Annotated in this window: 21 protein-coding genes; 18 read left to right on the top strand and 3 right to left on the bottom strand. The window is 48.5% G+C overall.

What is annotated here, in order from left to right:
• Positions 1 to 136: 136 nt before the first annotated feature.
• From WH46_RS04215 to WH46_RS04205, 3 genes are all read left to right on the top strand, one after another.
• Complete coding sequence (locus tag WH46_RS04215) at positions 137 to 1,411, top strand: ABC transporter substrate-binding protein (protein WP_017812565.1); 1,275 nt, start codon at positions 137 to 139, stop codon at positions 1,409 to 1,411.
• A gap of 412 nt (positions 1,412 to 1,823) precedes the next feature.
• The gene (locus WH46_RS04210; protein WP_017812566.1) at positions 1,824 to 4,268 is read left to right on the top strand and encodes a glycoside hydrolase family 31 protein; all 2,445 of its coding nucleotides are present in this window, start codon (positions 1,824 to 1,826) and stop codon (positions 4,266 to 4,268) included.
• Between the two features lie 310 nt (positions 4,269 to 4,578).
• Positions 4,579 to 5,514, top strand: a complete 936-nt coding sequence (locus WH46_RS04205) for an ROK family protein (protein WP_017812567.1) — start codon at positions 4,579 to 4,581, stop codon at positions 5,512 to 5,514.
• A gap of 78 nt (positions 5,515 to 5,592) precedes the next feature.
• Here the strand turns inward: WH46_RS04205 and WH46_RS04200 are convergent, their stop codons facing one another.
• Positions 5,593 to 6,297 (bottom strand): copper homeostasis protein CutC, encoded by a 705-nt coding sequence (locus tag WH46_RS04200; protein WP_231584289.1) that lies wholly within the window; start codon positions 6,295 to 6,297, stop codon positions 5,593 to 5,595.
• Between the two features lie 234 nt (positions 6,298 to 6,531).
• Here WH46_RS04200 and WH46_RS04195 point away from each other — a divergent pair, with 234 nt between their 5' ends.
• The 4 genes from WH46_RS04195 to WH46_RS04180 all read left to right on the top strand — a co-directional run bounded on the left by WH46_RS04195 (position 6,532) and on the right by WH46_RS04180 (position 12,455).
• The gene (locus WH46_RS04195) at positions 6,532 to 9,681 is read left to right on the top strand and encodes a DEAD/DEAH box helicase (protein ID WP_046225830.1); all 3,150 of its coding nucleotides are present in this window, start codon (positions 6,532 to 6,534) and stop codon (positions 9,679 to 9,681) included.
• Positions 9,678 to 10,580, top strand: coding sequence for a hypothetical protein (locus tag WH46_RS04190; protein ID WP_046225829.1), 903 nt, complete (start codon positions 9,678 to 9,680; stop codon positions 10,578 to 10,580). The genes WH46_RS04195 and WH46_RS04190 overlap by 4 nt, the downstream gene beginning before the upstream one ends.
• Positions 10,581 to 10,658: 78 nt before the next feature.
• Complete coding sequence (locus tag WH46_RS04185) at positions 10,659 to 11,594, top strand: M15 family metallopeptidase (protein ID WP_046225828.1); 936 nt, start codon at positions 10,659 to 10,661, stop codon at positions 11,592 to 11,594.
• A gap of 147 nt (positions 11,595 to 11,741) precedes the next feature.
• Entirely contained in the window at positions 11,742 to 12,455 is a 714-nt protein-coding gene (locus tag WH46_RS04180) for a hypothetical protein (protein ID WP_046225827.1), read from the top strand.
• A gap of 115 nt (positions 12,456 to 12,570) precedes the next feature.
• On the opposite strand, the gene WH46_RS04175 is transcribed toward WH46_RS04180, so the two are convergent.
• Positions 12,571 to 14,649 (bottom strand): ATP-dependent helicase, encoded by a 2,079-nt coding sequence (locus tag WH46_RS04175; protein WP_052714112.1) that lies wholly within the window; start codon positions 14,647 to 14,649, stop codon positions 12,571 to 12,573.
• 233 nt (positions 14,650 to 14,882) lie between these two features.
• Between WH46_RS04175 and WH46_RS04170 the strand changes: the two genes are divergently transcribed.
• The 3 genes from WH46_RS04170 (at position 14,883) to WH46_RS04160 (ending at position 17,177) form a co-directional block, all read left to right on the top strand.
• Positions 14,883 to 15,728 carry a zinc ribbon domain-containing protein gene (locus WH46_RS04170; RefSeq protein ID WP_017812574.1) on the top strand — a complete coding sequence of 282 codons (846 nt, stop codon included), beginning with the start codon at positions 14,883 to 14,885 and terminating at the stop codon, positions 15,726 to 15,728.
• A gap of 103 nt (positions 15,729 to 15,831) precedes the next feature.
• Entirely contained in the window at positions 15,832 to 16,620 is a 789-nt protein-coding gene (locus WH46_RS04165) for a TrmB family transcriptional regulator (RefSeq protein WP_017812575.1), read from the top strand.
• A 251-nt stretch (positions 16,621 to 16,871) separates the two neighbouring features.
• Positions 16,872 to 17,177 (top strand): hypothetical protein, encoded by a 306-nt coding sequence (locus WH46_RS04160; protein ID WP_017812576.1) that lies wholly within the window; start codon positions 16,872 to 16,874, stop codon positions 17,175 to 17,177.
• Positions 17,178 to 17,352: 175 nt separating this feature from the next.
• Here the strand turns inward: WH46_RS04160 and mscL are convergent, their stop codons facing one another.
• Positions 17,353 to 17,814, bottom strand: a complete 462-nt coding sequence (gene mscL / locus WH46_RS04155; RefSeq protein ID WP_017812577.1) for a large conductance mechanosensitive channel protein MscL — start codon at positions 17,812 to 17,814, stop codon at positions 17,353 to 17,355.
• Positions 17,815 to 18,340: 526 nt separating this feature from the next.
• On the opposite strand from mscL, the gene WH46_RS04150 reads away from it, so the two are divergent.
• The 8 genes from WH46_RS04150 (at position 18,341) to WH46_RS04115 (ending at position 26,107) form a co-directional block, all read left to right on the top strand.
• Positions 18,341 to 18,721: a hypothetical protein gene (locus WH46_RS04150; RefSeq protein ID WP_017812578.1), complete on the top strand. Its 381-nt coding sequence runs from the start codon at positions 18,341 to 18,343 to the stop codon at positions 18,719 to 18,721.
• A 562-nt stretch (positions 18,722 to 19,283) separates the two neighbouring features.
• Positions 19,284 to 20,039, top strand: a complete 756-nt coding sequence (locus WH46_RS04145) for a YveK family protein (protein WP_046225826.1) — start codon at positions 19,284 to 19,286, stop codon at positions 20,037 to 20,039.
• Complete coding sequence (locus WH46_RS04140) at positions 20,023 to 20,694, top strand: CpsD/CapB family tyrosine-protein kinase (RefSeq protein ID WP_046225825.1); 672 nt, start codon at positions 20,023 to 20,025, stop codon at positions 20,692 to 20,694. Before WH46_RS04145 ends, WH46_RS04140 begins: the two co-directional genes overlap by 17 nt.
• A gap of 390 nt (positions 20,695 to 21,084) precedes the next feature.
• On the top strand, positions 21,085 to 21,990 hold the full coding sequence (gene galU, locus WH46_RS04135) for a UTP--glucose-1-phosphate uridylyltransferase GalU (protein ID WP_046225824.1): 906 nt from the start codon (positions 21,085 to 21,087) through the stop codon (positions 21,988 to 21,990).
• A complete protein-coding gene (locus tag WH46_RS04130; RefSeq protein WP_017812582.1) occupies positions 21,990 to 22,685 on the top strand; it encodes a sugar transferase in 696 nt (231 codons plus the stop codon). Before galU ends, WH46_RS04130 begins: the two co-directional genes overlap by 1 nt.
• 37 nt (positions 22,686 to 22,722) lie before the next feature.
• Positions 22,723 to 23,661, top strand: a complete 939-nt coding sequence (locus WH46_RS04125; RefSeq protein WP_017812583.1) for a GDP-L-fucose synthase family protein — start codon at positions 22,723 to 22,725, stop codon at positions 23,659 to 23,661.
• Between the two features lie 79 nt (positions 23,662 to 23,740).
• Positions 23,741 to 24,724, top strand: coding sequence for a GDP-mannose 4,6-dehydratase (gene gmd, locus WH46_RS04120; RefSeq protein ID WP_017812584.1), 984 nt, complete (start codon positions 23,741 to 23,743; stop codon positions 24,722 to 24,724).
• Between the two features lie 15 nt (positions 24,725 to 24,739).
• Positions 24,740 to 26,107, top strand: a complete 1,368-nt coding sequence (locus WH46_RS04115; protein WP_017812585.1) for a flippase — start codon at positions 24,740 to 24,742, stop codon at positions 26,105 to 26,107.
• Positions 26,108 to 26,473 lie beyond the last annotated feature (366 nt).

Genomic DNA, 26,473 nt, shown 5'->3' with positions numbered 1-26,473 from the left:
CAGCTATCAATTCTCTGCTCATTCCATACCAAAACCAATAAGCAGGATATCCTGAACTAGCCGGTATGCATTAACTATGCCAGCCAAGATATCCTGTATAGTGCCAGCCAAGCCCAGAAAGACAGGAGGACCCTCAATGAAAAAGTTATGGCTTATCCCGCTCACCTTGCTGCTCAGCCTGTCTGTGCTGATCGCCGGATGCGGGAACCAGCAGGGCGGGAATGTAACCGCCGATGGCAAAAAGGTAATCCACATCTATCAGGGAAAAGTCGAGATTGCGGACGCTCTGAACAAGCTCAAAGCGGAATATGAGAAACAGCATCCTGATGTGGAGCTGGAGATTCAATCGGTCGGCGGTGGAGCCGATTATGCGGCTTCTCTCAAAGCCAAATTCGCTGCCGGTGACGAACCGGATATTTTCACCAACGGTGGAGATGAAGAGATGAATCTGTGGCTCGAATATCTCGAAGATATGTCCGACCAGCCATGGGTCAAAAATATCGTAGATGGTGCCGCAGAGCAGATCAGCAAGGATGGCCATATTTATGGTCAGCCGAATGGTCTGGAAGGCTACGGATTTATTTACAACAAGGATATTTTCAAAAAAGTAGGCATTACCGAATTGCCTACCACGATTGATGAACTGCGTGCCGCTTGCGAGAAGCTCAAGGCAGCAGGCTATACCCCATTTTCAAATGGATTCCAGGAATGGTGGGTGCTCGGCAATCATAACGTAACCATTCCATTTGCCCATCAAGATGATCCTACTGCCTTCCTGAAGCAGCTGGATAACGGTACAGCACAGATTCCGGGTAACGAGAAGTTCGATGAGTGGCTCAATCTGCTTGATTTGATGGTCAAATATGGTAACCCGAATCCGCTCACAACCGATTATAATACCCAGGTGACACTGTTCGCGAACGGCAAAGCTGCCATGATGCAGCAGGGCAACTGGACGCAGGTACAGATTGACGGAATCAAACCGGATATGAATATTGGTCTGATGCCTATGCCAATTAATAACAACAAGGAAGAGAATGACCGCGTCTTTGTACGTGTACCGAACAACTGGGTCGTTAACAAAAACTCTCCTGTCAAAGCAGAAGCCAAAGAGTTCCTGAACTGGCTGGTCAGCTCGGACACAGGTAAACATTACATTACCGACGAATTTAAATTTATTCCGGCCTTTAAAAATATCCAGACCTCCGACAAGCAGCTGGGACCAATCGGAGCGGATATTGTGAAATACAACAATGCAGGCAAGATTCTGCCATGGATTTTCCCGAAATTCCCGATGGGATTAAGCAAAGACTATGCCAGCACGATGCAGGCTTATCTGGCTGGCGAGTTGAACCGTCAGAGTATGCTGCAGCAGATGCAGGAGCAGTGGGTGAATCTGCAGCTGCGTTAGTAGATAGACAGGTGAAGTGGCTTACAAATCAAAAAAGCAGCCGGTGGATTTCTCTGCTGGCTGCTTTTTTTGGATATAAAATGATATTTGTAACGCTAGCTGTACAAAAATAGCTTTATTCGTAAATCAACGCATAAGCACGTATAGGAGCTTATATCGTAGAAATACATTATTTTATAAGCTGAAAGAGGTGCATATTAGCTATTGTGCAAACGTTACCACAGATGATATGATGCAAAATATCATGGATTTCTACATAGTCGATTAATGAGAGTTACATAGCTTAATATACTTTTGGAATGAGCATGCATTGTACTCTTATTGAATTAGTGAAGCCAGCAGCCCCTATATTCAACAGGTTCAGTCATTCCGTAATTTATACACACACCACCACAGACGGAGGGAATACACAATGATGCAAGATACAAGCGAAGCTATACATCCTGATCATGTAGAAGGCCGAATTATCCAGCAAGTATGGAGTTCATTTGGCCAGCTAAAAGAATGGGAAGAACACGAAGGTACTTATCTGTGTCATGGCCAGATGGCAAGTGCTGCACTGGTTTTTTTGTCGGATGCGGAGTTTCGTTTCAAAGTGTTTGATAATCAGAGCCTTGATTTGTCCACGACGATTGCTGTTCTGCCACAGCAGCAAAAAGTGCGTCCCGAGGTCAAAGAGAATGAACAGGAGCTGGTTTTTCGTACGGGAATGCTTATTGTCACCCTAAATAAGCAAACGTTTGCATTAACGGTGGCGGATCATGAAGGTCATGAGATTGCCCATCAGGAAAGCGTAAGCTGGACACCGCGCGGCGCTATTAATGCACTGTTCAATATGCAGGACGATTCGCATTTCTACGGGCTGGGAGAGAAGTCCAGCTTTCTGGATAAGCGCGGCGAGCGCTATACCATGTGGAATACGGATGTTTATGCTCCCCATATGCCGGAGATCGAAGCATTGTATGAATCTATTCCGCTGCTGATCCATATGCATAATCACTCGACCTATGGAATATTCTTGGATAATCCGGGCCGTTCGGATTTTGATATGCGCTCTCATGGAGTCGCTTACATGATAGGATGTACGACTGGTGCGTACGATATTTACTTTATTCATGGCCCTGAGATCAAAGATGTCGTGCGACGTTATACAGCGCTGACCGGCCGTATTGCGCTGCCTCCGAAATGGGCACTCGGCTATCATCAGTCCCGGTACAGCTATATGGATCAAAAGGAAGTCATGGATCTGGCGCACAGCTTCCGCGACAAAAATATTCCGTGCGATGTAATCTATCTGGATATTCATTATATGGATGAATATCGTGTGTTTACCTTTGACAAGACTCGTTTCCCCGATCCGCAGGGCATGATTGAAGAGCTCAAGAAGATGGGCATCCGTATCATACCGATCGTCGATCCTGGCGTGAAAAAAGATCCCAAATATCCGATCTACCGGGAAGGTGTGGAAGAAGAACATTTCTGCCGCCGACTGGAAGGAGATATTTATCTGGGTAAAGTATGGCCGGGGATCAGTGCCTTTCCTGATTTTACAGACACCAAGACGGCCCTGTGGTGGGGTGATCATCATGCCTTTTATACAAGGCTTGGCATTGATGGGATCTGGAATGATATGAACGAGCCGGCTGTATTTAATGAGCTGAAAACGATGGACCCGGATGTTATGCACCACAATGACGGTAATCCGGTCACCCATGAGGAGATTCATAATCTGTACGGTATGCTGATGTCCAAAGCTACCTATGAAGGCATGAAGCAGCATATGGATGGCAGACGTCCTTTTGTACTGACACGGGCAGGATATTCCGGTATTCAGCGCTATGCTGCAATATGGACAGGTGATAATCGCAGTTTCTGGGAGCATATGGCCATGGCAATGCCAATGATTCTGAATATGGGACTGTCCGGACTGCCATTTGCCGGACCGGATATTGGCGGATTTGCGCATGATACTTCGGGTCAGCTGCTGGTACGCTGGACACAGATGGGTGCTTTTTTTCCATATTGTCGCAATCATTCTTCGATTGGAACAGTAAGACAGGAGCCATGGTCGTTTGGCGAACAGATGGAAGATATTATCCGGGAGTACATCAGTCTACGCTACCGCTGGATGCCGCATCTGTATAATCTGTTTTACGAATCGTCCCAGACAGGGATGCCGATCCTGCGTCCGGTACTGCTGGAGTACCCGAGAGATCCCAAAGTGACCAATCTATGTGATCAATTCCTGGTTGGTCCGGATGTAATGGTTGCTCCGGTCTATCGTCCGGATACCGATTATCGCACTGTCTATCTGCCGGAAGGCATCTGGTACGATTACTGGACCGGTGAAAAACAGGAAGGTGGACGGCCGGTTCTGGCTCATGCTCCGCTGGATATTATGCCGATATATATTCGTGGCGGAGCGATCGTAGCCGAAGGCGAACTGCGTCAGCATGCTGCAGACCATCATGTGGATGATCTGGTCAACTTCCATATTTATGGAGCGGAAGCAACCGATACATTCCAGGCGGAATATACGCTGTATGAAGATGATGGAGAGACATTTGCCCATGAGAAGGGGGAATACTCCAGATTGCATGTGCAGGCAAATGGTGCGGAGGGAGTGCTGACCCTATCGATCCGTTACCTGGAAGATAGTTATCAGCCGCAGCGTCAGCATCTTCGGTTTACGCTCCGGCAGCCGGGTTTCACGCCTGCCGCTATTGATCAGCTGCAGCAACTTACAGCAGATGAGCTAGCTGCCGGGCAGACAGGCTGGAGTATAGATAAACATAGTGGAGATATACTGATCCGTATTCAGGATCGTCAGCTGGATGAATTGACACTGCGGGTCTGAACAAGATAATGATCAGCTCCGCTGGAGTTACACCCGTACTATAAAGTACTAATACCCAAAAAGAGCGTATTGCCGAAAAAAAGGTGGTACGCTCTTTTTGGGTTTCAGAAGCGGGCAATAAATATATTACACCTGTTTTATATTCCTTTATAAGTAAATAATGGTAATTGTTATAAAAGTACGCGAATAGCGTATAATGGATAGGGTCAGTAGTTCACGGAAAAGCTAACTTTTTTGCTAAAAATACACGATAACATGATATAGATCCCTGTTAGTACATAACACATTTAAGCTCATGGAGATGATCAATATGGAATCTTGCTGGATTGGTATAGATATCGGTGGCACTGGAATCAAGGGTGCGCTGGTGAACGAACAGGGTCAGATGATTGAGCGAATGGAACTGCCTACACAGGCGGAACAGGGTGCGGAATTTATCCTGAGCCGTGTTCTCTATATTGCGAATGAACTAAAAAGTATTGTCTACGACAGTATCAAAAAGCAGTTTATTACCATACATGGTATCGGTATTGGATCAGCTGGACGGATTGATCGGGAAAAAGGAATTGTTATTGATGCGACCGACAATCTACCCGGATGGAAAGGACTGCATCTGGCACAGCGTGTCATGGAAGCAACGGGATTGCCGGTCTACACGGTCAATGATGCCCATGCTGCTGCTGCAGGAGAAGACTGGATTGGTGCAGCGGCAGTGATCCGTTCCTGGATCATGCTGACGATCGGAACCGGTGTGGGTGGAGCACTGGTACATTACGGTGAGATTATCTCGGGACAGTATGGCGGAGCCGGCGAGCTGGGTCATATGATTCTTCATCCCGGCGGTCGTCCGTGCAACTGCGGCAAAAAAGGCTGTGTAGAGCAGTATATTTCCGGCAAGGCACTGAACCAGATTGCAGCGAATTATCATACAGGCTGGGGATTGTCCGATCTGATGGATGCTGCGCGGGCAGGCGATGCCGAAGCCCGTTATTTGCTGGATAACTGGATCAACGATTTTGCGAGTACGATTATCAATATGGATCAGATTTTCGATCCGCAGGCTATCATTATTGGTGGCGGAGTTATTGTTACACGTGAAACATGGTGGCCGCAGCTGGTACAGCGTATCGATGAACTGGGCGGACGACCAGTGCTGCTGGAACCTGCACTGCTCGGTAATCAGGCAGGCATGGTCGGAGCAGCACGGATTGCGATGCAAAACCATCGACTGCGGCATCAATCCTGATTTATCAAAAAGACCCGGTTCGCAGCACTGCTTGTGCGGATCGGGTCTTTTTGCTGTGTAAATGGACCAATTAGGTAGTTAGAGTGTCATGATTGCTGCTTTGGCCTGACGGATACGGGCTGCATCCAGAGGCAGATGAATATTACTTTCCTGACGGACTGCACTGCCCAGATGAACCTCTTGTACGCCGGTATCACGGACGAATTCACCAAGTGTCTCCAGGGTAAGTCCTGCACCGGCAATCAGACTGATCTGGTGCTGACGGGCAATTTGGTTTAACCGGGTAATAGTATCCCGTGCATCCAGTACGGTATCATGGCCGCCCGAGGTCAGAATACGTGTGATCGCCGGATAGCGGGATAAGGTATATAGCGCCTTTTCCTGATCACTGATTTCATCAAACGCCCTGTGAAAGGTAACCGGCAATTCTCCTGCTGCCGCAAGCAGTTGCTGCAGTGCTGTTTCGTCAATATGCCCGGAAGCATTCAGTATACCCAGTACGAGAGCTGATGCACTGGTATGGGCTGTGATTTGCCGGATATCATGTACCATCTGCTCCAGCTCGGCAGAGTTATAATGAAAGCTTCGGCTATGTGGACGAATCATAACATTGACCGGTATGGGACTCTCTGCCGTAATCTGTTGTATCAAATCCAGAGAAGGAGTCAATCCGCCTTCCTCTTGGGAGGCAATCAATTCAATTCGGTCGGCTCCTGCTGCGGCTGCAATTCGCGCATCTTCCAGAGTCGTCGCAATCACTTCAAGCAAGATGGTAGGACTCATGATCATCTTCCTCCTGATATTTATTGTATTTTTGACAGTGTATATGGAATTTTCGAACATCCAACCTTATAATAGATAAGATACCTGCTTTATTTGCATTTATCCAGAAAGCAGATGCCATGCACAGGATGGCCTGAAAGCTTGCTTACCGTAAGGAGAGGAATATCCTGTTATGAGAATACACACTAACTATTACAATCGTAAAGATTTGACCGAGATGGACGGGAGACAATGATGGATCAACCGTTATATGGAATATGGATTGGAGACGTATTTTTTTGTTTTTCCGGTGAAATGTCGGAACCCAAAGTGGATGCATGGATGAAAGTAATGCGCAGAATGGAACTGCCTGCAGGGCGGCGTCCGTTTGCCCAATCGGGACTTCGTCTAGCCGAACTGAAGTCGGGTCCGGTCAGTGCCGCTTCCAAAGAGACATTTTCACGCCGGGCAGGCCGCAACAAAAGGCTGCCGGGACGTATGGTAGAAGGACTGGCACTCTCCGCCGAGCAGGCGTACGATCTGCTGCTCGAATGGGATGAGAAGCTGGTAGCCCGTCAGGGAATTCAGGCTGGTGCAGAGATGCGGTACTGGCATATTGCTGCGAAATTCGCCGAAAAGCTGCTGCGTGAAGGCAAGATTCTGCCGGATAGCCGCGTCATTGCCGGTACCGGCAGACGCAGTTCACAAGCGTCACTGCGCGGTGTATGGAAGCCGCTGCTGACAGGCGAAGACCGTGAGATGTTCGCACGTCTGGCGGAGTCGATTCCGATGATCGGATTGTCTGCCCTGTCACTGTTTGCAGCCGGAGAACCTGCCGGCATTTCCCAGGCAAAAGCAGAGGTGCTGTATTCGTTCCTGGTAGCAATGATGGATGCGGAAGTCCGCCGGATGTTCCGTGATGCCGGCTATGGCAAGTTCCGTGCGTATCAGGCGAATTACCGCCGGGGTTCTTCCCCGCATGCACATCTCTGGTGGAACAGCATGTTCGATGCTACGGCAGAACTGGCTGTTCAGGGAACGGCAGAAGACATGGCAGAGCTGGAAGAAGAGATTCGTGATCATAATGGTGCAGAAGTTCCTCTCCCCGAGGCAGGTGTTCTGGAAGAGCGCATTGGCGAGCTGGGACTCGTCGTTCGTCTGGAACCTCCGCTGGAGAACCGGGAATCCAAAGCTGTAGAGATGCCATCGGATATGTTGCCGCAGTGGCGGATGTCTTTCTGGGCGACCGATGAGTCCGATCCTGCAGTGCTGCTGCCAGCGGCGATGCTATGGAAGCAGCCGGAGCCCCGTATGGTTGTGCGCGGCCGGACGTATGAGCATGTGCAACAGCGCCTATTGATGCAGCTTGGGCGCGCTGCGGAGTGTTCATCCATTGTGTCATTATTTATTCGCACCGCAAGTCCGGTAGGCGGGATGATGGAAGCAGGCGATGTGTATGCTTTCCTCAAGGAAGATATTCCTCGTCTGCGCAAAGCCGGCATTACGGTACAGATACCGTCCCGCTGGACACGCGAAGGCAAAAAGCGCGCAGGACTGAAGCTGAAGGTGAAATCACCCCAGCCGCAGGAAAACCGCAGTTCCAGTGAAAATACCCGCCTGGGCATGGAGCAGATGGTATCCTTTGAACCACAGGCTGTGCTGGATGGCAGAACGTTGACTGCTGCGGAAATGGCCGAGATTGTCAAAAATGGAGTGCCGATTATTCCGCTTGATGGCGGCTGGATCGAAGTGGATCTGAATGAGATCAAACAGGTGCTGCGTTTTATCCGTCGTCATGAAGAAGGCGAGATTTCCTTTAATGAACTGATGCATATCTATGCCGAAGAAGAGGATGCACTCTGGAATGGGCTGCATATTTTCGAAATCGAGACCAATCCGATGCTAACGAACCTGATGGAAGGCAGCGGATGGCGGGATGTAGAGAAACGAACGGTACCCGAGGGACTGCATGGTACACTTCGCCCTTATCAGGAGCGGGGATTCCAGTGGTTGGCCACGATGCGGGATCTGGGATTTGGTGCGTGTCTGGCGGATGATATGGGTCTGGGTAAAACCGTCCAGGTCATTACCTGTATGCTGGATCAGCCGGTGACAGCGCCAAGACTGATTGTCTGCCCGACCTCACTGCTCGGCAACTGGCAGCGTGAGTTGGAACGCTTCGCACCGGAGATGCAGCTGTACATTCACCATGGTAGTCGTCGTCCACGCGGCGAGGAATTTGCCGCAGAAGCCCGATCGCATGATATCGTGTTGACCACGTATCACCTGGCTGGACGGGATGGAGAAGATCTGCGCCAGATTGAATGGTCATCGATCATACTCGATGAAGCGCAGTATATCAAAAACTACCGGACCAAGCAGGCGCAGAGCGTTATGAAGCTGAATGCGCCGCACCGGATTGCCATGACGGGTACCCCGGTAGAGAACCGTCTGAGTGAACTATGGTCTATTTTCCAATTTCTTAATCCAGGTTATCTGGGAACGGCATCTTCGTTCCGGCATAACTACAATACAGGCGCAGGTCCTGAAATGGAGAACAAGCTGACTACACTTCGCAAGCTCGTATCTCCATTCATGCTGCGCCGTCTTAAAAGCGATCCGGATATCCGGCGCGATCTGCCGGACAAGATCGAGCTGAAGTCGTACTGCTACATGACCGTGGAGCAGGCAGGCATGTATCAGAGCGTCGTCTCCGACATGCTGGGACGCATGAGCAATACCGAAGGTATTACCCGCAAAGGGATTGTGCTGTCTTCACTGACCAAGCTCAAGCAAATCTGTGATCATCCATATTTGCTGCATAATACGGGCAAAGGGGACACAGGCAAGCAGGAACGCTCCGGCAAAATGGCGCGTCTGATCGAACTGCTCGATATGATTCGTGACAGCGGAGAAGCAGCGCTTGTATTTACCCAATATGTCGAAATGGGTGAGTTGCTGACAGCGCGTCTGAGCAAGCATTATGGCCAGGAGCCGTTCTTTCTGCATGGTGGCGTCAGTAAATCGAACCGTGACGATATGATTAGTCTGTTCCAACAGGGCGAAGGTCCTCCGCTGTTCGTGCTGTCGCTCAAAGCTGGCGGTGTCGGACTGAATCTGACCCGTGCCAACCATGTTATTCACTATGACCGCTGGTGGAATCCGGCGGTTGAGAACCAGGCGACTGACCGGGTCTTCCGAATCGGACAGCAGCGCAATGTACAAGTACACAAGCTAATCTGTCAGGGAACTCTGGAAGAGCGGATCGATGAATTGATCGAAAGCAAGAAATCACTGGCCGAGCAGGTCGTGGGTGCAGGTGAACAGTGGCTGACCGAGATGTCGGATGAAGAACTGAAGCAGCTGGTCTCCCTGCAATCGGCAGAATGGGGGGCTGACGAATGAGTACACAGGAATGGATTGTCCAGGACTGCCGCATTGCAGAGGGCATGATTCATGGAACCATCCAGCGTTCCGGTGATGCAAAAGAGTCTGCCGAACCGGTAGAGATTCCGATTCAGCCGCCTTCTGCGCAGGAACAACGTCATCTGCTGAACAGCCTTAGTGCTTCGGCGCAAAAGGTATATTTATTGCTACGGGATGTATTGCGTGAAGAAGCTGGCGAGAACGAGAACGGATCATCATCGGTCAGTTCTTCGCTTCTGTCCGCGATTGGACTGGAATATGTACATGAACTGCCGGCAGATGCGACGGTAGCCGAAGTGCTGTCTGCCTGTACACCTTATCTGCATACGAGCGAGGGTTTGTCTGCTTACTACACAGCCGGAGCTGATCTGCAGATCGGGGAACAACAGATACAGACACTGCTTGCTCACGCTTGGGAGCAGCTGCATCATCAACCGCTGCTCGCCTGGCATTTGTCTGGCTGGAGTACGGAGAAGCTGCTGCGTGAAATTTGGCAGCAGTGGGGACAACAACTGCCTGCACCTGCCGAATGGAATATCTCCGAGCAGGAAGATGAGGCTGTAGCTACACTATCCGATGAACCGAGTCTGGGCAGTCTGCTGGCCGAATCTGCGGCAGCAGGTACACTGCATCAACTGGGTGAAGGTTTGACCGAAGTTGAAGAATATTTACAAAATGCCAATAAAAGCTGGCAGCAACAATTAAAGAAGAACGCTACACTGGTTGTATATACGCCATCTCCCGATGAGGAGACGATGCCGGATCTACAGACATTGCTGCCCGAAGTCAAAGGCGCCATGGATGGATATGAGGAAGTACGCCGTAAAGTGGCTGATCGTATTAGACAACGTCATGTATCCCGGCAGAGCAAAAAATAAGGATCACCGTATGGAGCCGGTAGGTAGAACCGGCTCTGTTTTCTTCCCGATGGAGGCAGTGAGCAAAGGAGATTTATCATGATGGATAAGCAAAAACGAACAGGATGGAAAGTAATGATTCCGGCAGGTGTACTGGTGTCCGGTCTGCTGTTGGCAGGCTGCGGAGCAGCAGATAGTGGTAACGATTCAGCTGCTGCTCCCCAGACAGACGCATCGAAACCAGTAGCTCAAGGAACCACAACTGGCGAGACCAACGGGAGTACAGGTGGTAATACTGCTGCTCCAGGCGACAACACGGCAGCTCAACCGTCGGCAACCAGCAGTGAGCAGACAGGCGCTTCTACGGACAGTAGTACCGATCTGGCCGCGCAGCGTGAAGAGAGTTCCCTGCAATCCACGATTAAAAAGGTAGATGGCAAGGATGTAGTAACTAATCCGGAATCCATGACCGTGATCGTGAACAAGGATCGCTATCTGCCGGAAGGTTACGAGCCGCCGGATCTGGTCGTTCCCGATGTTGCTTTTTCCTATGATGGTGTACTGGAGAAGAGCCATATGCGTAAGGAAGCTGCTGAAGCACTGGAAGAGCTCTTCAAAGCTTCCAAGTCTGATGGACTGGATCTGCGCGCCGTATCCGGCTATCGTTCCTACAAACGTCAGGTCACCATCTACAATAACAATGTAGCTACCAAAGGCAAAGCGTATACCGACCGTGTCAGCGCAAGCCCCGGTACCAGTGAGCATCAGACCGGTCTGGCTATTGATGTATCCGGCCCGGGTATCGGATACGGACTGGAACAGAGCTTTGGCAAAACCGCTGAAGGTAAATGGTTGAAGCAGCATGCCGCAGAATACGGATTCGTGATTCGTTACAAAAAAGGCGCCGATGCCATCACCGGATACACATGGGAGCCGTGGCATATCCGCTATATCGGCAAAGAGCTGGCACAAGACGTGGCCGCCAAGGATCTGACGCTGGAAGAATATTTTGACCAGGACAAGATCAAGCAGTAAACTAAAACGACGCAAGCCTATCTGGCACACTCAGATTTACTCCATAAATGAATTCAGCTTTTCATGAAATAAGCGATAGTAATCCTACTTTATTCTGAGGCTGGTATGGTGATCTGCATTTATCTTCAGAGCAAAGGGGGAACATTCATGAACCATCGGCGGTTTTTGACGATACTTGCCGCTTTCGTGCTGCTGGAAACGACAGGATGCACATTCAGTCCGGCTCCATCTCCGGATGATTCGTCTTCACCAGCCCATTCGTCAGCTGCGCCACTGGTTCAGGAAGGGCCTATTCGTCTGTATGCGAGTCAGAACAGCGATGGGGTCTATCATCACATAACCGTTGAAGATGAAAAAACCGGCAGAAGCCGGGGCTATGATTGGCAGACTGTCAGCAGTCCCGGTTATGAACCGCTGGTCTATCAGACCGATCTTAATGAAGATGGTGAAGCAGAAGCGGTGGTAATAACGACCCGGGGATACGGAACAGGTACGTATATTACCGAACCGCATATTGTAGACTGGAACAGTACCCGTGAGCTGGACGTGCAAGACCCGCTGGACTATACACGTGATCAGGTATCCTTTTCCATCTTGCATCAAGAAGGCAAACAGATTGTGCAAGCACGTGTTCCCGGACAGCCAGCTGTAGCGCTGCCCGTTAATACGTCCCATTCGGCAGAACTGCCGCAGTTCGGTTCGGTGATCCGCTATTATGTGGATGATCATAACAAGCTGAATGCCGAAGTCGCGGCCCAGATGTCCGATGGTGTAGCGGTCGGTACCGTCATTCTGCAGTATGGCTGGCAGACAGGTGCTCTGCGAGTCGAAGATATTATGCTGGAAGCAGTAGCTTCCTGATTGAAACCGATAATGGAAACACAAAAAAACTGCCTGCTGAATAAGATCAGCGGCAGTTTTTTTGTGCTTTATCGGGCATTATTCTATGGGATTATTCTTACTGAATTTATCGATGTTACTGAAATGCTTCCAGCAAAAAGCGTGAAGGCGGTACGGTTTTGCCATGATGCATGACAGGTGACGAAATATACAGCTCATGCTTGGCACGGGTGACAGCGACGTAGGCGATTCGGCGTTCTTCCTCGAGCGCTGCCTGCATCAGCTTGCCCTCGGGATCAGGTCCGGTAACACCCTGTCCGGCTTTGACATCTTCGGGAGCTTCTTCCTGCAGGGCTGCTTTGTGCGGCAGTATGCCTTCCGAAGCGCCGAGCAGATAGACACACGGGAATTCCAGTCCTTTGGCCCGGTGAACCGTCATCAGATGCACGCCTTCCGGGGCTTCCTGCTTCATCAGCTCCAGCATTTGCTCTCGCTTGGCAGACAGTTCATCAGCAAATTTGACCATTTCTTCCACCGTGCCAAATTTGCCGGCTGCACTTTCCAGCTCATCGAGTGTCTCGCGGATATTATCTTTATGACGTGTAGCCGGTCCGCTAAAGTCTGCACTGGCGAATTTGTCATAAAAGACGCGGCGAATCTCGCGAATCGCGTACAGTGGCTTCATTTCCTTGATTTTCTTCAGGAATACGATCCGGTCCTTGACCTGCTGCCGCTGGAATGATTGGAGCCGCTCCCAGTGAAACAGGTGGATCAGCGGATATTTTTTGGCCTGCTTCTGTTCCTGGCTCATAATATGCTCTATACCGGCATCGCGTGAGATATAGAGCGGCCCGATCACGCCCGGCAGTGCATCCATGCGCCGTGAATTGACAGATAGCCGCAGATGATCCATAACCGGCCGGATTAGTGCATGATCGTAAAATACTGGCGCTTCTCCGTACTGGATAAAAGGAATATCTTCCATCAGCAGCCGCTCGGCAATTGCTCGTGTACCGCTGACGGTCCGGTGCAAGATAGCGACATCGCCCAGTGAGCGACCTTCGGTCTGCTGGATTTTGAGCCTTTTCACAATCTCGTCGGCTTCTTCATCGGCATGGGCGGGCCGTATATACAGTGGACTCTGACCTGCAGATGCCCCGGCCTGCAGCGTTTTTTCATGCCGGGCTTCGTTACGGGCAATCAGCTTGACGCCGAGTCCCAGAATCTGTGGATGACTGCGATAATTGATATCCAGCGCGATAATGCGTGTACCGGGATATTCTTTGGGGAAATCGAGAATATATTCCTGTCTCGCTCCATTAAAGGAATAAATCGTCTGGTCATCATCACCCACCACCATCAGATTACGGTGATTCGCTGCCAGTCGGCGAACCATCTCATATTGAAGCCGGTTCGTATCCTGGAATTCATCGACCATAATATAGCGAAAACGTTCCTGCAGCATCGCCAGTAGATCCGGGTCTTTGAGCAGCTGCTCGGTGCGCAGCAGAATATCATCAAAATCAATTTTGCGATGCTCTTGTTTCCATTCTTCGTAGCGGCACAACAGAGCACAGCGATCACGTTCTTCCGGCGTATCCTTGGGCAGATCATCGGCCGATCCACCTTCCAGCTTGATCGCGGACAAGGTAGCGAGCAGTGTCTCGGGCGGTGTAATACTGGTGGAACCAATTTCACGGCGCAACCGCTGAAGTACAGCATGCTGGGCACGGGCATCACCAAAAATATCTTCCTTGAGATTACCGTAACGGCGCAGCAGTAGCAGACCAAAAGCATGAAAAGTCCGTGCTTCGATAGCACGTGCCGTTCTTACGCTGACACCCGGCAAGGCGGCGATACGTGATTTCATTTCGGCAGCAGCCTTGGTGGTAAAAGTAACCAGCAGAATATGCTGGGGATCGACCTTGCGTACGGATAACAGGTAACCGGCGCGTGCCGTAAGTACGGTTGTTTTGCCGCACCCTGCACCAGCCAGTGTAAGCAGAGGTCCTTCGCCATGACGAACCGCTTCAATCTGCGGCGCATTCAGCAGAATGCCCTGCTGTTCCAATGCACGGAAAAAGGCTGCGTCTTCCGCATCATCGGGAACAAGGGTAATGCTTGTATCGGCAGGAGCCGGTTTGGCGGCCGGCAGCGGGGTATGAACAGGGATACCTTGAGGTCGGAGAGCTTGTTTGGTCATCGTGTCTTTCAACAGGTAATCTTCCTTTCCGGCGTCGCTTTTTTCAAGTGAGGCAGAAATTTGGTATGATAGGGTTGTATCAACCTATATACGGGTACTGTTATGCATATCCTTCTATTATAATGGATGTATAACCGATGAGTAATCCCCAATATGGAACTTCATCAAAAAATGTAATGTAAACAGGTACAACCGTTCACTATAGGTGTACAGTGAGATGGTGGAATTAGAGGAGGAGAACAGTCATGAATTTGTTACAACGGCTGAAAAGCGGTGCCGGGAAAGCAACCGAACGGGCGCAAAATGCAGTGGAAGTGAACCGCATGAACGGCCATATTGTGGATATTGAGCGGGAGATCGGGGTTCATTATCTACGCATGGGTGAAGTTTTTTACGAAGGATACCGCGCTGGCGATATGTCTATTGCCGAAGAAGAGATGACTGAACTGTGCAAGGCATGTGATCTTCTTAATGAAGAAATTGAAGAAATCCGTACACGGATAGCGATACTTAGAAATGAGCGCGTATGCGAATGCGGAGCGGTCGTGGCGCTGGATGCGAATTTCTGCCCGAATTGCGGACGCAAAATGGAAAAACTGGCGATTCCGAGTGAAGATCGGGCAGAATTCCAGCGCGAACGGGATATTATACGCGACGAGCCTGTAGTGTTCCCGACCGATTCGTCGGCACGCGAACAGGAAGAAGAGGAATACGAGCAGGAGGAATTGACGGCAGACGAAGCGGAACGCCGCCGGGCAGCCCGTCTGCGCGAAGAACACGAGCGTCAGGAAGAACTGGATCGCCTCGTTCGCTCTTGGAAGCAGGATCTTGGAATTGAACATGATGAAGAACCGGAAGAAGAAGTGCCTGCTGTCGCTGCAACAGCTGCTCCAAAGCAGCAGAATCCGCTGCAGAGCGAACCGCAGACGGTGCGCCAGGAACCTATCCAAAAGGTAGTTACCGTTACCGAGCCGCTGGAAATGGAAGTCGATGACGATATCGATGCGGATACATTCAGCTGCCAGACATGTGGACAAGTGCTGCAAAAGGGCTCCAAATGGTGCCCGCATTGTGGAACAGAGCAGATATAAGGCAACAGGCAGGCTGATCAAAGCAAGGTGATCAGCCTGTTGTCCCATACATACACATCACTTGGATCAGACTGCAAGCCAACCGGAGAGGATGGAATGCCTGATGGAACAATTACTCAATCATTTGCGTAATCTGGGATTTACCGAGCTAGAAGCCAAAGTGATTATAGCACTGGCACAGCAGGGAACCCAGTCGGGATATGAGGTTGCCAAGCGAATCGGCGTGTCCCGTTCCAATGTATATGCTACTTTGCAGCGTCTGTCGACAAGAGGTGTAGTACAGCTGACACCGGGTGAACCAGCGCGTTACAGTGTACTTCCCGTCAAGGAACTCACCCGCATGATTGCCGGTCAGATCGGTGAGTCGCTCTCTTATCTGGAACAGGCGATGCCCACTCGTATGGAGGAACCGCCTGCTTTTTACAGTGTGGAGGGGGAACGCCGGATTATGGAGATTATGAGCAGGGAGCTGGACCGGGCAGAGGATGAGATTATCGCTGCGATCTGGCAGCAGGAAGCTGCTTGGTTCCGGCCGCAGCTGGAACAGGCGGAGAAGCGCGGTGTACGGGTACTCTGGTCTTTTGAAGATGTGGATGATGAAGCTCATCCTGGTATCCGGCTGCTGCGTGAAGGAACCAGTGGCCGCAAGTTCTGGCTGGTGATCGACCGTCGCTGGTGTATTGTAGGTATGAGAGGAGATAGTATGCCTGCTCAGGCATTGGTCACCGAGCATCCATTGATGGCTGAGCTGCTGCTTCAGCATTTTTCCCAGGAAGTGATCCTGTATGAGATGGAGAATGATCTGGGCGAAGAATTGATCCGGCGTTATGGAAAAGGCTATGGTCGTATTCTGGAGCGTTATCTGCCAGGTCTGCTACCGCTGGAGGAGTAAATCAATACTGAACAGGCATCTTAAAGAGGCAAAAAAATACTCCTTTTTATCCTTTCCGGTTGCTTAAAAGTTAAATAATTCATATTCTTTTAAACGAGTTTCTTCTATTATAATAGGGAGCCGATCAACATGTGGCTGTTCATTGTAAAGGAGAAGTAATCTTCTGCTATTATCTCCGGATCATACGTAGCGGAGAGGACGGAATATTTACAATTCCGTAACACACCACGAATGAAAGGATGATAATCATTATGGAATGCATAGTAAAGTTTGACGTTGTCTATACCGAGGAGACCAAATCTCTGCGAGGACTGGTTTTTGTAGACCGGGATACAATGCCGGGAACCGAACAATTAATCGGAATGTTCAAGGATATGAGCTATCAGGTAGCTGCCGATCCGGCAGATCCTATGCGATTTTTGCCTGCTGGCGGACAGTCCCACTTTGAATATATTCGTATTCGAGAGCTGGATACGGGGGAACAGAAGTATACCGAGGACCGGGACCTTAAGAACCTGTTATCCAATCTTCTGCCTAACCAGAATCGTCCCATCTAAAAAAGTACTGATCCTGCAGGATCAGAAAAATAAGCTGGTAGATGTGTATCAAGTCCAAAACAAAGCGCCCTCTGTTTCCTTTAGCGGAAAAGGGCGCTTTTTTTGCGTGTTTGTGCAATAAGGGGGAATTTGTGCAATGACTTCACAAAAACCAGTATAAATAGAAGGTGGTTTTTTACACTTCGGAGGTACAATGCGAGCAGCGTGTTGCTTTGAGAGCAATCTCGTTGAGGCAGTATGGACATTCTTTGGTCGTTTTCTCCGGTTCCGGTTTGGCATGCTCTTTGCGTTTGAGCATATTAACACCTTTGACGAGGAAAAATACACACATAGCTACGATCAAGAAGTCGATTACCGTATTAATAAACTGTCCATACGCAATAACAGCGGCTCCAGCCTGCTGTGCTTCCGCCAGTGAAGCATATTCCTTGGTACTGGTGCCCGTTATTCTATCCAGATCCCAGAATAGATCGGCAAAGTTTACACCCCCAAGCAGCTTGCCGACAGGAGGCATAATAATATCATTTACCAGGGATGTTACAATTTTACCGAAGGCTGCACCGATGATTACACCTACTGCAAGGTCAATTACATTGCCTCGAACTGCAAATTCCTTAAATTCCTTGATTAAACCCATAGTTCTTAGCTCCTTTTTATCGGAAAACCGGCCAATCTCTCCGAAATAATAGAAAATGTTGTCGTTTCTACGAATATGGAGGATTTCGGCTCTCCTTTTGAATAAATTCAATTTTAGCACAGATTATAAAAAAATCATCTGCTTCCAATCATTTTCATAACAATGCTATATACAGCAAGAAATGAAAACGGATACATGAGTAACACAAATATAGCTAAGCGAATGAATTAACAAATATTACCTGCTTCAGAATTAAAAAACTGTTTAAATTACCAAATAAGCCTTTTTTGATAAAGGACTAGACAAAAAGGCCTGTAAACTTTTTGTAACCAATTAAAACCAAGACTATAGGTGATAAATACGACATTTTCTGTTTCTTAGTGCTCACTACTAAAGATATAGAAAGTCGAAAATTAAATAAATAAAGTTTTATTTTTATCCTAGCGTTCGACATGATTTTTAGATAACCTATTTTATAATTATTCAAAACGAATAAAAAGATACGCGGATTTATAGGAGGGAATTGATGGTGAGAAATCAGCACGTCCTTAATAAGAACTGGATTGAAAAGAAGCATGAGGTCAAAACATTTTTTCACAAACTTGCGGCAGACCCTACGCTCCAGCCTACGCAGACATCGAACACGATCGAACCTCTAACAGAGTTGTTGTCTCTGGCCCAGTATCCTTCAAACCATGAAATTACCTACTACCACGGGATTTACGAGGATAAAACATATCGTCCATTACCAGACAATGGCAAACAAAGCATCAACGTAGCACTGCTGCTCGACATGATCTTCCAGAACATGGGTATGAAATGCAGCGTCGGCGATCTGATGGAACATATAAATAGTGGTGGTACACTGGAAGAATTCATTACAACACAAGGGAATCAATCTATCTGAAAACGAGAAATGTAATCATTTGCGCAAGTAGAGGTGGTTTACAAAGTTTTCATGAAGGATTATAATGAGCGCATAAGTTATTCAAAATGAATAACATTTGGATTTAAATCGAAACCAGTAAGGCAGTGCTGCCAGCTCGCAGATTTTTACGCTGGAGAGGCTGCCATATCGGTTGCGGAAATCACTAACAGATGAACAGGCGCGGAGTGAAACTTGATTCCGTTGTAACCAATCTGTTATAAAATTAAAAATAAACATGGATGTAAAAAGCAACTTTTTCAGCTTTACGACAGTCATACTATACAGGACGGCATTCTCTCTTATTCAGCAATGAAGTGATCGCCGTTATTTTCTATTTTGAATATGTTACAAATTTGTAATTTGGAAGTGACAAAATGTAACTAAGAGGGATACACGTTCTTCAAGGGGTATGGAAGAAGCGACTGTTTCCTTACAAATTGGTTAGGCGAAAGGGGAATGCAGGAACTTTTACTCATCAGGCAGACATGGTTCAAACCAGCCTAATGCACTGCTTAATTTAAAAGTAATTGGAGGAACTATAGTGGAGATTAAACAGTATTTTAATATCATCAAGAAGCGTCTCTGGCTGGTGCTTCTCATTGTCGTGGTGATTACGGCAGGAACCGGAATCTACGGTTTCATGACGAACACGCCGATGTACACCGCCACAGCCAAGCTGGTGGTGAACAGCACACCGAGCAATACGAAAGGTGAACCGGCCAATCAGCTGGATCTGGGAACGATCAATTCCAATATTCAACTGATCAAGACGTATGAGCAGATTATCAAAACACCTGCCATCATGAATAAAGTAGCGAAAGAGAATCCGGAACTCGGATTAACGGCTAATCAGCTGATTAACAGCATTAATGTAAATTCAGTGGATGAGACACAGGTTATGTCGTTGACGGTAACGGATACTTCTTACCAGCGTGCTGCAGAAACAGTAAATGCTGTAGCTACTGTATTCAAGCGCGAGATTCCGCAGATCATGAAACTTGATAATATTACGGTGCTGGATCAGGCAGATCCGTCATCATCCGCATCACCAATTACGAAGAGCCCGCTGTTGTTCGTACTGATTGCTCTTGTACTATCTGTAGTAATTGGCATTGCAGTTGTCTTCCTGCTGGAGTACATGGATGATTCGATCAAAAGCGAGGAAGATATCCGTGATGTACTGGGGCTGCCAGTACTGGGCGTTATCGCCAAAATGAAAGAGGAAGACATGGAAGCCAAGAACACCATGCCTGCCAAACCTCTTGTAGGAGGTGGAGAACGTGCCAACCACACTTAAATGGCCGCTGATTACAAAACAGAATCCCAAGTCGTTGATCGCAGAATCCTATAAAGGACTGCGTACCAATATAGATTTTTCCCGGCTGGATGCCAGAGTGAAGAGCATTATGGTCACCTCGGCAGCACTCGGTGAAGGCAAGAGTACGACCGTCGCCAATCTGGCGATCGCTTATGCGGAGACTGGACGCAGCGTACTGATCGTCGATGGCGATCTGCGTAATCCGGCAATGCACAAAATTTTTAATGTCTCTAATGAAAAAGGATTATCCAATGTATTGTTCAATACCGCCGAGCTGGAGAAAAATATCCAGCAGAGCCGGACGATGAACCTGAGTGTACTGACATCGGGTCCTGTCCCGCCAAACCCATCCGAGATTCTGGGGTCGCGTCAAATGGAATCCCTGATGGATGAAGTGAAGTCGCAATACGATCTGGTTATTCTGGATACGCCGCCGATTCTGCCATTTACGGATGCCCAGGTAGCCACACCGCTGTGTGATGGTGTGGTACTGGTTATCAAAGCAGGAGGCGAAAGCCGCAAGGATATTGCCAAAGCGATGTCCAGCCTGGAATTTGTAGGCGCCCAGCTGTTGGGAGCCGTACTGAATCAGGCAAGCCGTAAGACACTGGCGAGCGCGTACCACGAACAATAAATAAGGCAATTCCATCTCCATGTATTTTGCTTCTCATCTGTACAGGCCAAGCTTGGGGTAATGTCTCCTGCACCCATATCACCGGAGGCACTCGGTCATGCTGTGGGCTGCCATGCAGCCTTAGACGTTTATCGTCAAAGGTATGATGATGAGGACGGGTTGAATGCCCGGCGTCTATTTGAAGCCGGCCCGATGAATGACGCTGAAAACACGCGTTATAGGTAAACATACATGGAGAGGCTATAACGCGTATTTTTAGATCTTCTGTGCTTTAATGGACCGGCAGGCGCTGTGATTGCCAGAACAAGGGGTTCTGGGATTACGGTTCCTACATAAGTGCAACTTGGTCAGCATGACAGAACCAACAAAAAAAGGATAGGGTGTGATCTTATGAAGAAGGTTCGTAAAGCAATCATTCCGGCTGCAGGACTTGGAACTCGCTTTTTACCTGCAACAAAGGCTATGCCCAAAGAAATGCTTCCCATCGTGGACAAGCCAACGATTCAGTACATTGTAGAAGAAGCAATTGCTTCGGGTATTGAAGACATCATTATCGTAACCGGTAAAGGAAAACGCGCAATTGAAGATCATTTTGACAACGCGTTTGAACTGGAAGCGACACTGCTGGAAAAAGGAAAGCTTGATCTGCTGGATGAAGTACAGAAGTCTTCCAAAGTGGATATTCACTATATCCGCCAAAAAGAACCAAAAGGTCTGGGTCATGCCGTATGGTGTGCACGTAACTTTATCGGAGATGAGCCGTTTGCGGTTCTGCTGGGCGATGATATCGTCGAATCCGATACACCTTGCACACGTCAGCTGATCGAGCAATATGAAATGACGGAAAAATCTGTGATCGGCGTACAGACTGTACCTCAGGATCAGACACACCGTTATGGCATTATCGATCCGATTGAACAATTTGGCCGTCTGCATCAGGTGCGCCAATTCGTGGAGAAACCTGCCGCTGGTACAGCACCATCCAATCTGGCGATCATGGGCCGCTATGTACTGACACCGGAAATTTTCGAATTCCTCGGTGCACAGGAAGTGGGAGCTGGTGGTGAAATTCAGCTCACAGATGCAATTCAGCGTCTGAATGAATTGCAGGAAGTATTTGCTTATGACTTCCAGGGAACCCGCTTTGATGTGGGTGAGAAACTGGGCTTTATTCAAACTACTATTGAATTCGCTTTGAAGAATGATGATCTTAAGGCGCCTCTTCTGTCTTCTCTCAAAGCTGTAATCGAGCGGGAGATGCAGGAGGAAGCGCTCATAGCAAGAGGTGAGAGCTAATGACTCCAAGACAAGGGAGTGAAGCGGAAGCTTTAGCGAGCTATAGCGAGTTTTATGCGACACATGTCGGTAGTATGTCGGCCAAGCTCCGGTTCTACATGATGGTCAAACGCACACTCGATATCATTTGCTCTTTGCTGGGCTTGATCGTGCTATCACCACTCTTTATTGTACTTGGCATTTTGATCAAGCTGGAAGACCCGAAAGGAAAGGTGTTCTTTTACCAGACCCGCGTCGGTAAAGATGAACAGACTTTCCGGATGTACAAATTCAGGTCCATGGTGTCAGACGCGGAAGAACGGCTCAAAGAGCTGCTGGCCCAGAATGAAATTCAGGGTGCCATGTTCAAAATGAAGAATGATCCGCGTATTACCCGGATCGGACGCTTCATTCGCAAAACGAGTATTGATGAGCTTCCTCAACTCTGGAATGTGCTGCGCGGAGATATGAGTCTGGTTGGACCAAGACCGCCGCTGCCAAGAGAAGTGGAAGAATACAGCCAGCGCGACAAACTGCGCCTGAGCGTAACACCGGGATGTACCGGATTATGGCAGGTCAGTGGCCGCAACGAGCTCAGCTTTGAAGAAATGGTAGATCTCGATCTGCACTATATCAAGAAACGGGGAATTTTGTTCGATCTGTTTATTCTCCTGAAAACCGTGAAGGTACTGTTTGGTGCCAAGGACGCGTTTTAACAAAATAATCATACCGACGATGATGAGGTGACCATTAATGAATAAAGATTCCAAAATTTACGTAGCAGGACATCGTGGTCTGGTAGGATCAGCGATCCTGAGAGCACTGGAAAATCAGGGTTATACCAATCTGGTAACCCGGACAAGTTCCGAACTCGATCTGCGCAAGCTGCCCGAGGTATACGCGTTTTTCGAACAGGAAAAGATTGATTATGTCTTCCTGGCCGCGGCAAAAGTTGGCGGAATTGCGGCTAACAACGATTTCCCTGCAGACTTCATTCGTGACAATCTGCTGATTCAAACCAATGTTATTGATGCAGCGCACTTTAACGGCGTACAGAAATTGCTGTTCCTGGGCTCTACCTGTATCTATCCAAAATTCGCTCCACAGCCGCTCAAAGAAGAATATCTGCTGACAGGCGAGTTGGAGCCAACCAATGAGCCGTATGCAATCGCCAAGATTGCCGGTATCAAAATGTGCGAGTCTTACAACCGTCAGTACGGTTCCAAATTTATCTCGGCGATGCCAACAAACATGTATGGCCCGAACGATAACTTTGACCTGAAAACATCCCATGTACTGCCTGCACTGGTTCGTAAAATTCACGAAGCCAAAGAGCAGAGCTCCCCAACGGTTGAAATCTGGGGTACAGGTACACCGAAGCGTGAATTCCTGCATTCCGACGATCTGGCAGACGCTTGTATCTTCCTGATGAACAACTACGAAGGCAATGAAATTGTAAACGTGGGTGTGGGCGAGGATATCGCTATCAAGGATCTGGCAATGCTGATCAAGGATATCGTAGGTTACGAGGGTGAACTGGTGTTCAATTCTTCCGTACCGGATGGTACACCACGCAAGCTGGTGGATACGACGAAGATCAATGGTCTTGGCTGGAAAGCGAGCATTCCACTGGAAGAAGGAATTCGCGCAGTATACGAAGACTACCGCAGCAGCCTGGCTGTACAGCAGTAAGCTTTGAGCTGATTCGAAATCAACATCATATGTAATCCAAAACAAACTATAAAAAACATACTGTGGAGGGAATTAATTTATGAAAAGCGCATTAATCACTGGTGTTACAGGGCAAGACGGATCTTACCTGGCAGAGCTTCTGCTGGAAAAAGGCTACAAAGTATACGGCGTACGCCGCAGAACAAGTACACCAAACTACGAAAACGTAGAGCATATCAAAGATCAAATCGAATGGATCTCTGCTGATCTGGGCGATCTGGCTTCCCTGATCGAAGCCGTTCGTGTCTCCGATCCGGATGAAGTATACAACCTGGCAGCACAATCTTTCGTAGCGGCTTCTTGGCCACAACCAATTGCTACTGGCCAAATGACAGCTATGGGCGTAACCAACATGCTGGAAGCAGTACGTCTGGTAAAACCGGAAGCTCGCTTCTATCAAGCATCGAGCAGTGAGATGTTCGGTAAAGTACAAGCGATTCCGCAAGTGGAAACAACGCCTTTCTATCCACGCAGCCCTTATGGCGTAGCGAAACTGTACGGTCACTGGATCACAGTTAACTATCGTGAAAGCTTCGATATGTTCGCTTGCTCCGGTATCCTGTTCAACCATGAGTCACCACGTCGTGGTCTGGAATTCGTAACACGTAAAGTAACCGACGGTGTTGCTCAGATCAAACTGGGTCTGTCCAAAGAGCTGCGTCTGGGTAACCTGGATGCACAACGTGACTGGGGCTTTGCTGGTGACTACGTAAAAGCGATGTGGCTGATGCTGCAACAGGATACTCCGGATGATTATGTAATCTCCACTGGTGAGATGCACACCGTTGAAGAACTGGTACAAATTGCGTTCGACCATGTAGGTCTGAACTGGAGAGACTATGTTGTAATCGATGAGAAATTCGTACGTCCGGCTGAAGTAGATCTGCTGCTCGGCGACTGCACCAAAGCCAAAGAACAACTGGGCTGGGAGCTGGAAGTTGGATTTGATCAGCTGGTAAAAAATATGGTTGACGCTGACCTGAAGAGACATTCTCTGAAGCCGTCCGCTGTACCTGTCTACTAAGTGAGATGATTATGAATGGCTAATGCAATTGCCAAGATAAAGAATAAATTCTCCATGACACCGGAGAAACGCAAAATCTTCTTTAACAGTAACTGGCAGTTGATGGACAAATTCCTGCGACTGGGGATTAACCTGATCGTCAGTATCTGGATTGCGCGCTATCTGGGTCCGGAACAGTTTGGACAGTATAATTTTGCGATATCTTTTGTAACGATTATTGCTGCCGTCGTTCCGCTGGGTCTGGCCAACATTATCGTCAAAGAGCTGGTACAGGATCCCGGTAACAAGAATGAGATATTGGGAACCGTATCTACGCTGCGTCTGTGCAGCGGATTGATTGCCTTTGCCATTACGATTGTGCTGGCTTTCATGATTCCCGGTCAGGATCCAATGGTTCGCTGGAGTATCGTTATCATCGCAGCGAATATGCTGTTCCAGCCATTGGACGTCATTTCCCAGTGGTTTGACTCTACGGTCGAAGCCAAGTATGCGGTCTATGCCAAAGGCATCGCTTTTGCGATGACTTCCGTGATGAAGGTTCTGCTGATTGTGTTCCATTCATCTCTGATCTGGTTCGCCGCATCCTATGCACTGGAATTGATTCTCGGGTACCTCTTCTTGTTATTTACCCAGAGAAAGAAGATTTCACTAACAAAATGGACATTTAATTGGAAATTAGGTAAAAGATTAACAAATAGCTCGTGGCCGCTGATTGTAGCGGGTATCTCAACAATCATTTATCTGAAAATTGACCAAGTCATGCTCAGCTATATGATCAACGATACGGCTGTAGGGATCTACGCGGTGGCTGCACGATTGTCGGAAGTCTGGTACGTGATTCCGACCGTCGTCGCCGCATCCTATTTTCCAAGTATGATCAAAAACAAGCAGCTCGGTCCGGAAGTCTACAAGACGGAGCTGCAAAAGCTGTACAATCTGCTGTTCTGGTTCGCACTGTGTATCTGTATCGCGGTAACCTTGATGGCCAAGCCGGTCATCTCCATTCTGTACGGTCAGGAATATATCGAGTCCATCGGTATCCTGGTCATTCACGTCTGGGCCTGCCTGTTCATCTTTATGAGAGCAGCGCTGAACAAATGGATTATCAGCGAAGGCATGTACCGGTTCGAACTGATCAGCCAGGTAATGGGCGCAGTAACCAAGATCGTCGTCAACCTGATTCTGATTCCGCTGTTTGGCGGTGTCGGAGCAGCGATTGGTACTGTACTGGCTTTCATCGTCTCCAGCTACGCATTTACTTTCCTGTTCAAGGAAACACGCGTATCCGGCGTGATGATGTCCAAGACACTGATCTCCCCGGTTACGGCGATCATCGCCAAACTCAAACCCGGCAAGGCCAAGCTGCCTGCCAACCAGGAATAAAGAAGCGGCGGTTCCCCTTCACCGGGGAACCTTCCATTCTTAACGCCAGTCATTGAAAATGCTTGAAATCAATATGAAATAACGCACAAATGACATAGCAACAAATGACATAACACAACGAACATACACATCAACCAACGATCGGTTACCCCAGAGGTAAGCCGACGCAATATCTTCTCTTAAATATTTTTGAATGTGATGCAGAGGGTGGGTAGAGCACCGGAGCGGAGGCAAGAGAATCGTTCCGGAAGAAGCCTTTAAAAATAAATATCCCCTGCTGAAAGCAGTAGTTCAGGATATTCATTTTTAACAGCGCCTGAAGGAATGATCTCATGCCGAAGCGGTGTCTCATACCACACTGCTTCA

It is taken from the genome of Paenibacillus dauci (assembly GCF_000971985.1).
GTDB lineage: Bacteria > Bacillota > Bacilli > Paenibacillales > Paenibacillaceae > Saccharibacillus > Saccharibacillus dauci.
Note: the sequence above shows the minus strand (reverse complement) of the source record. Positions and strands in the feature narration are given on the sequence as shown.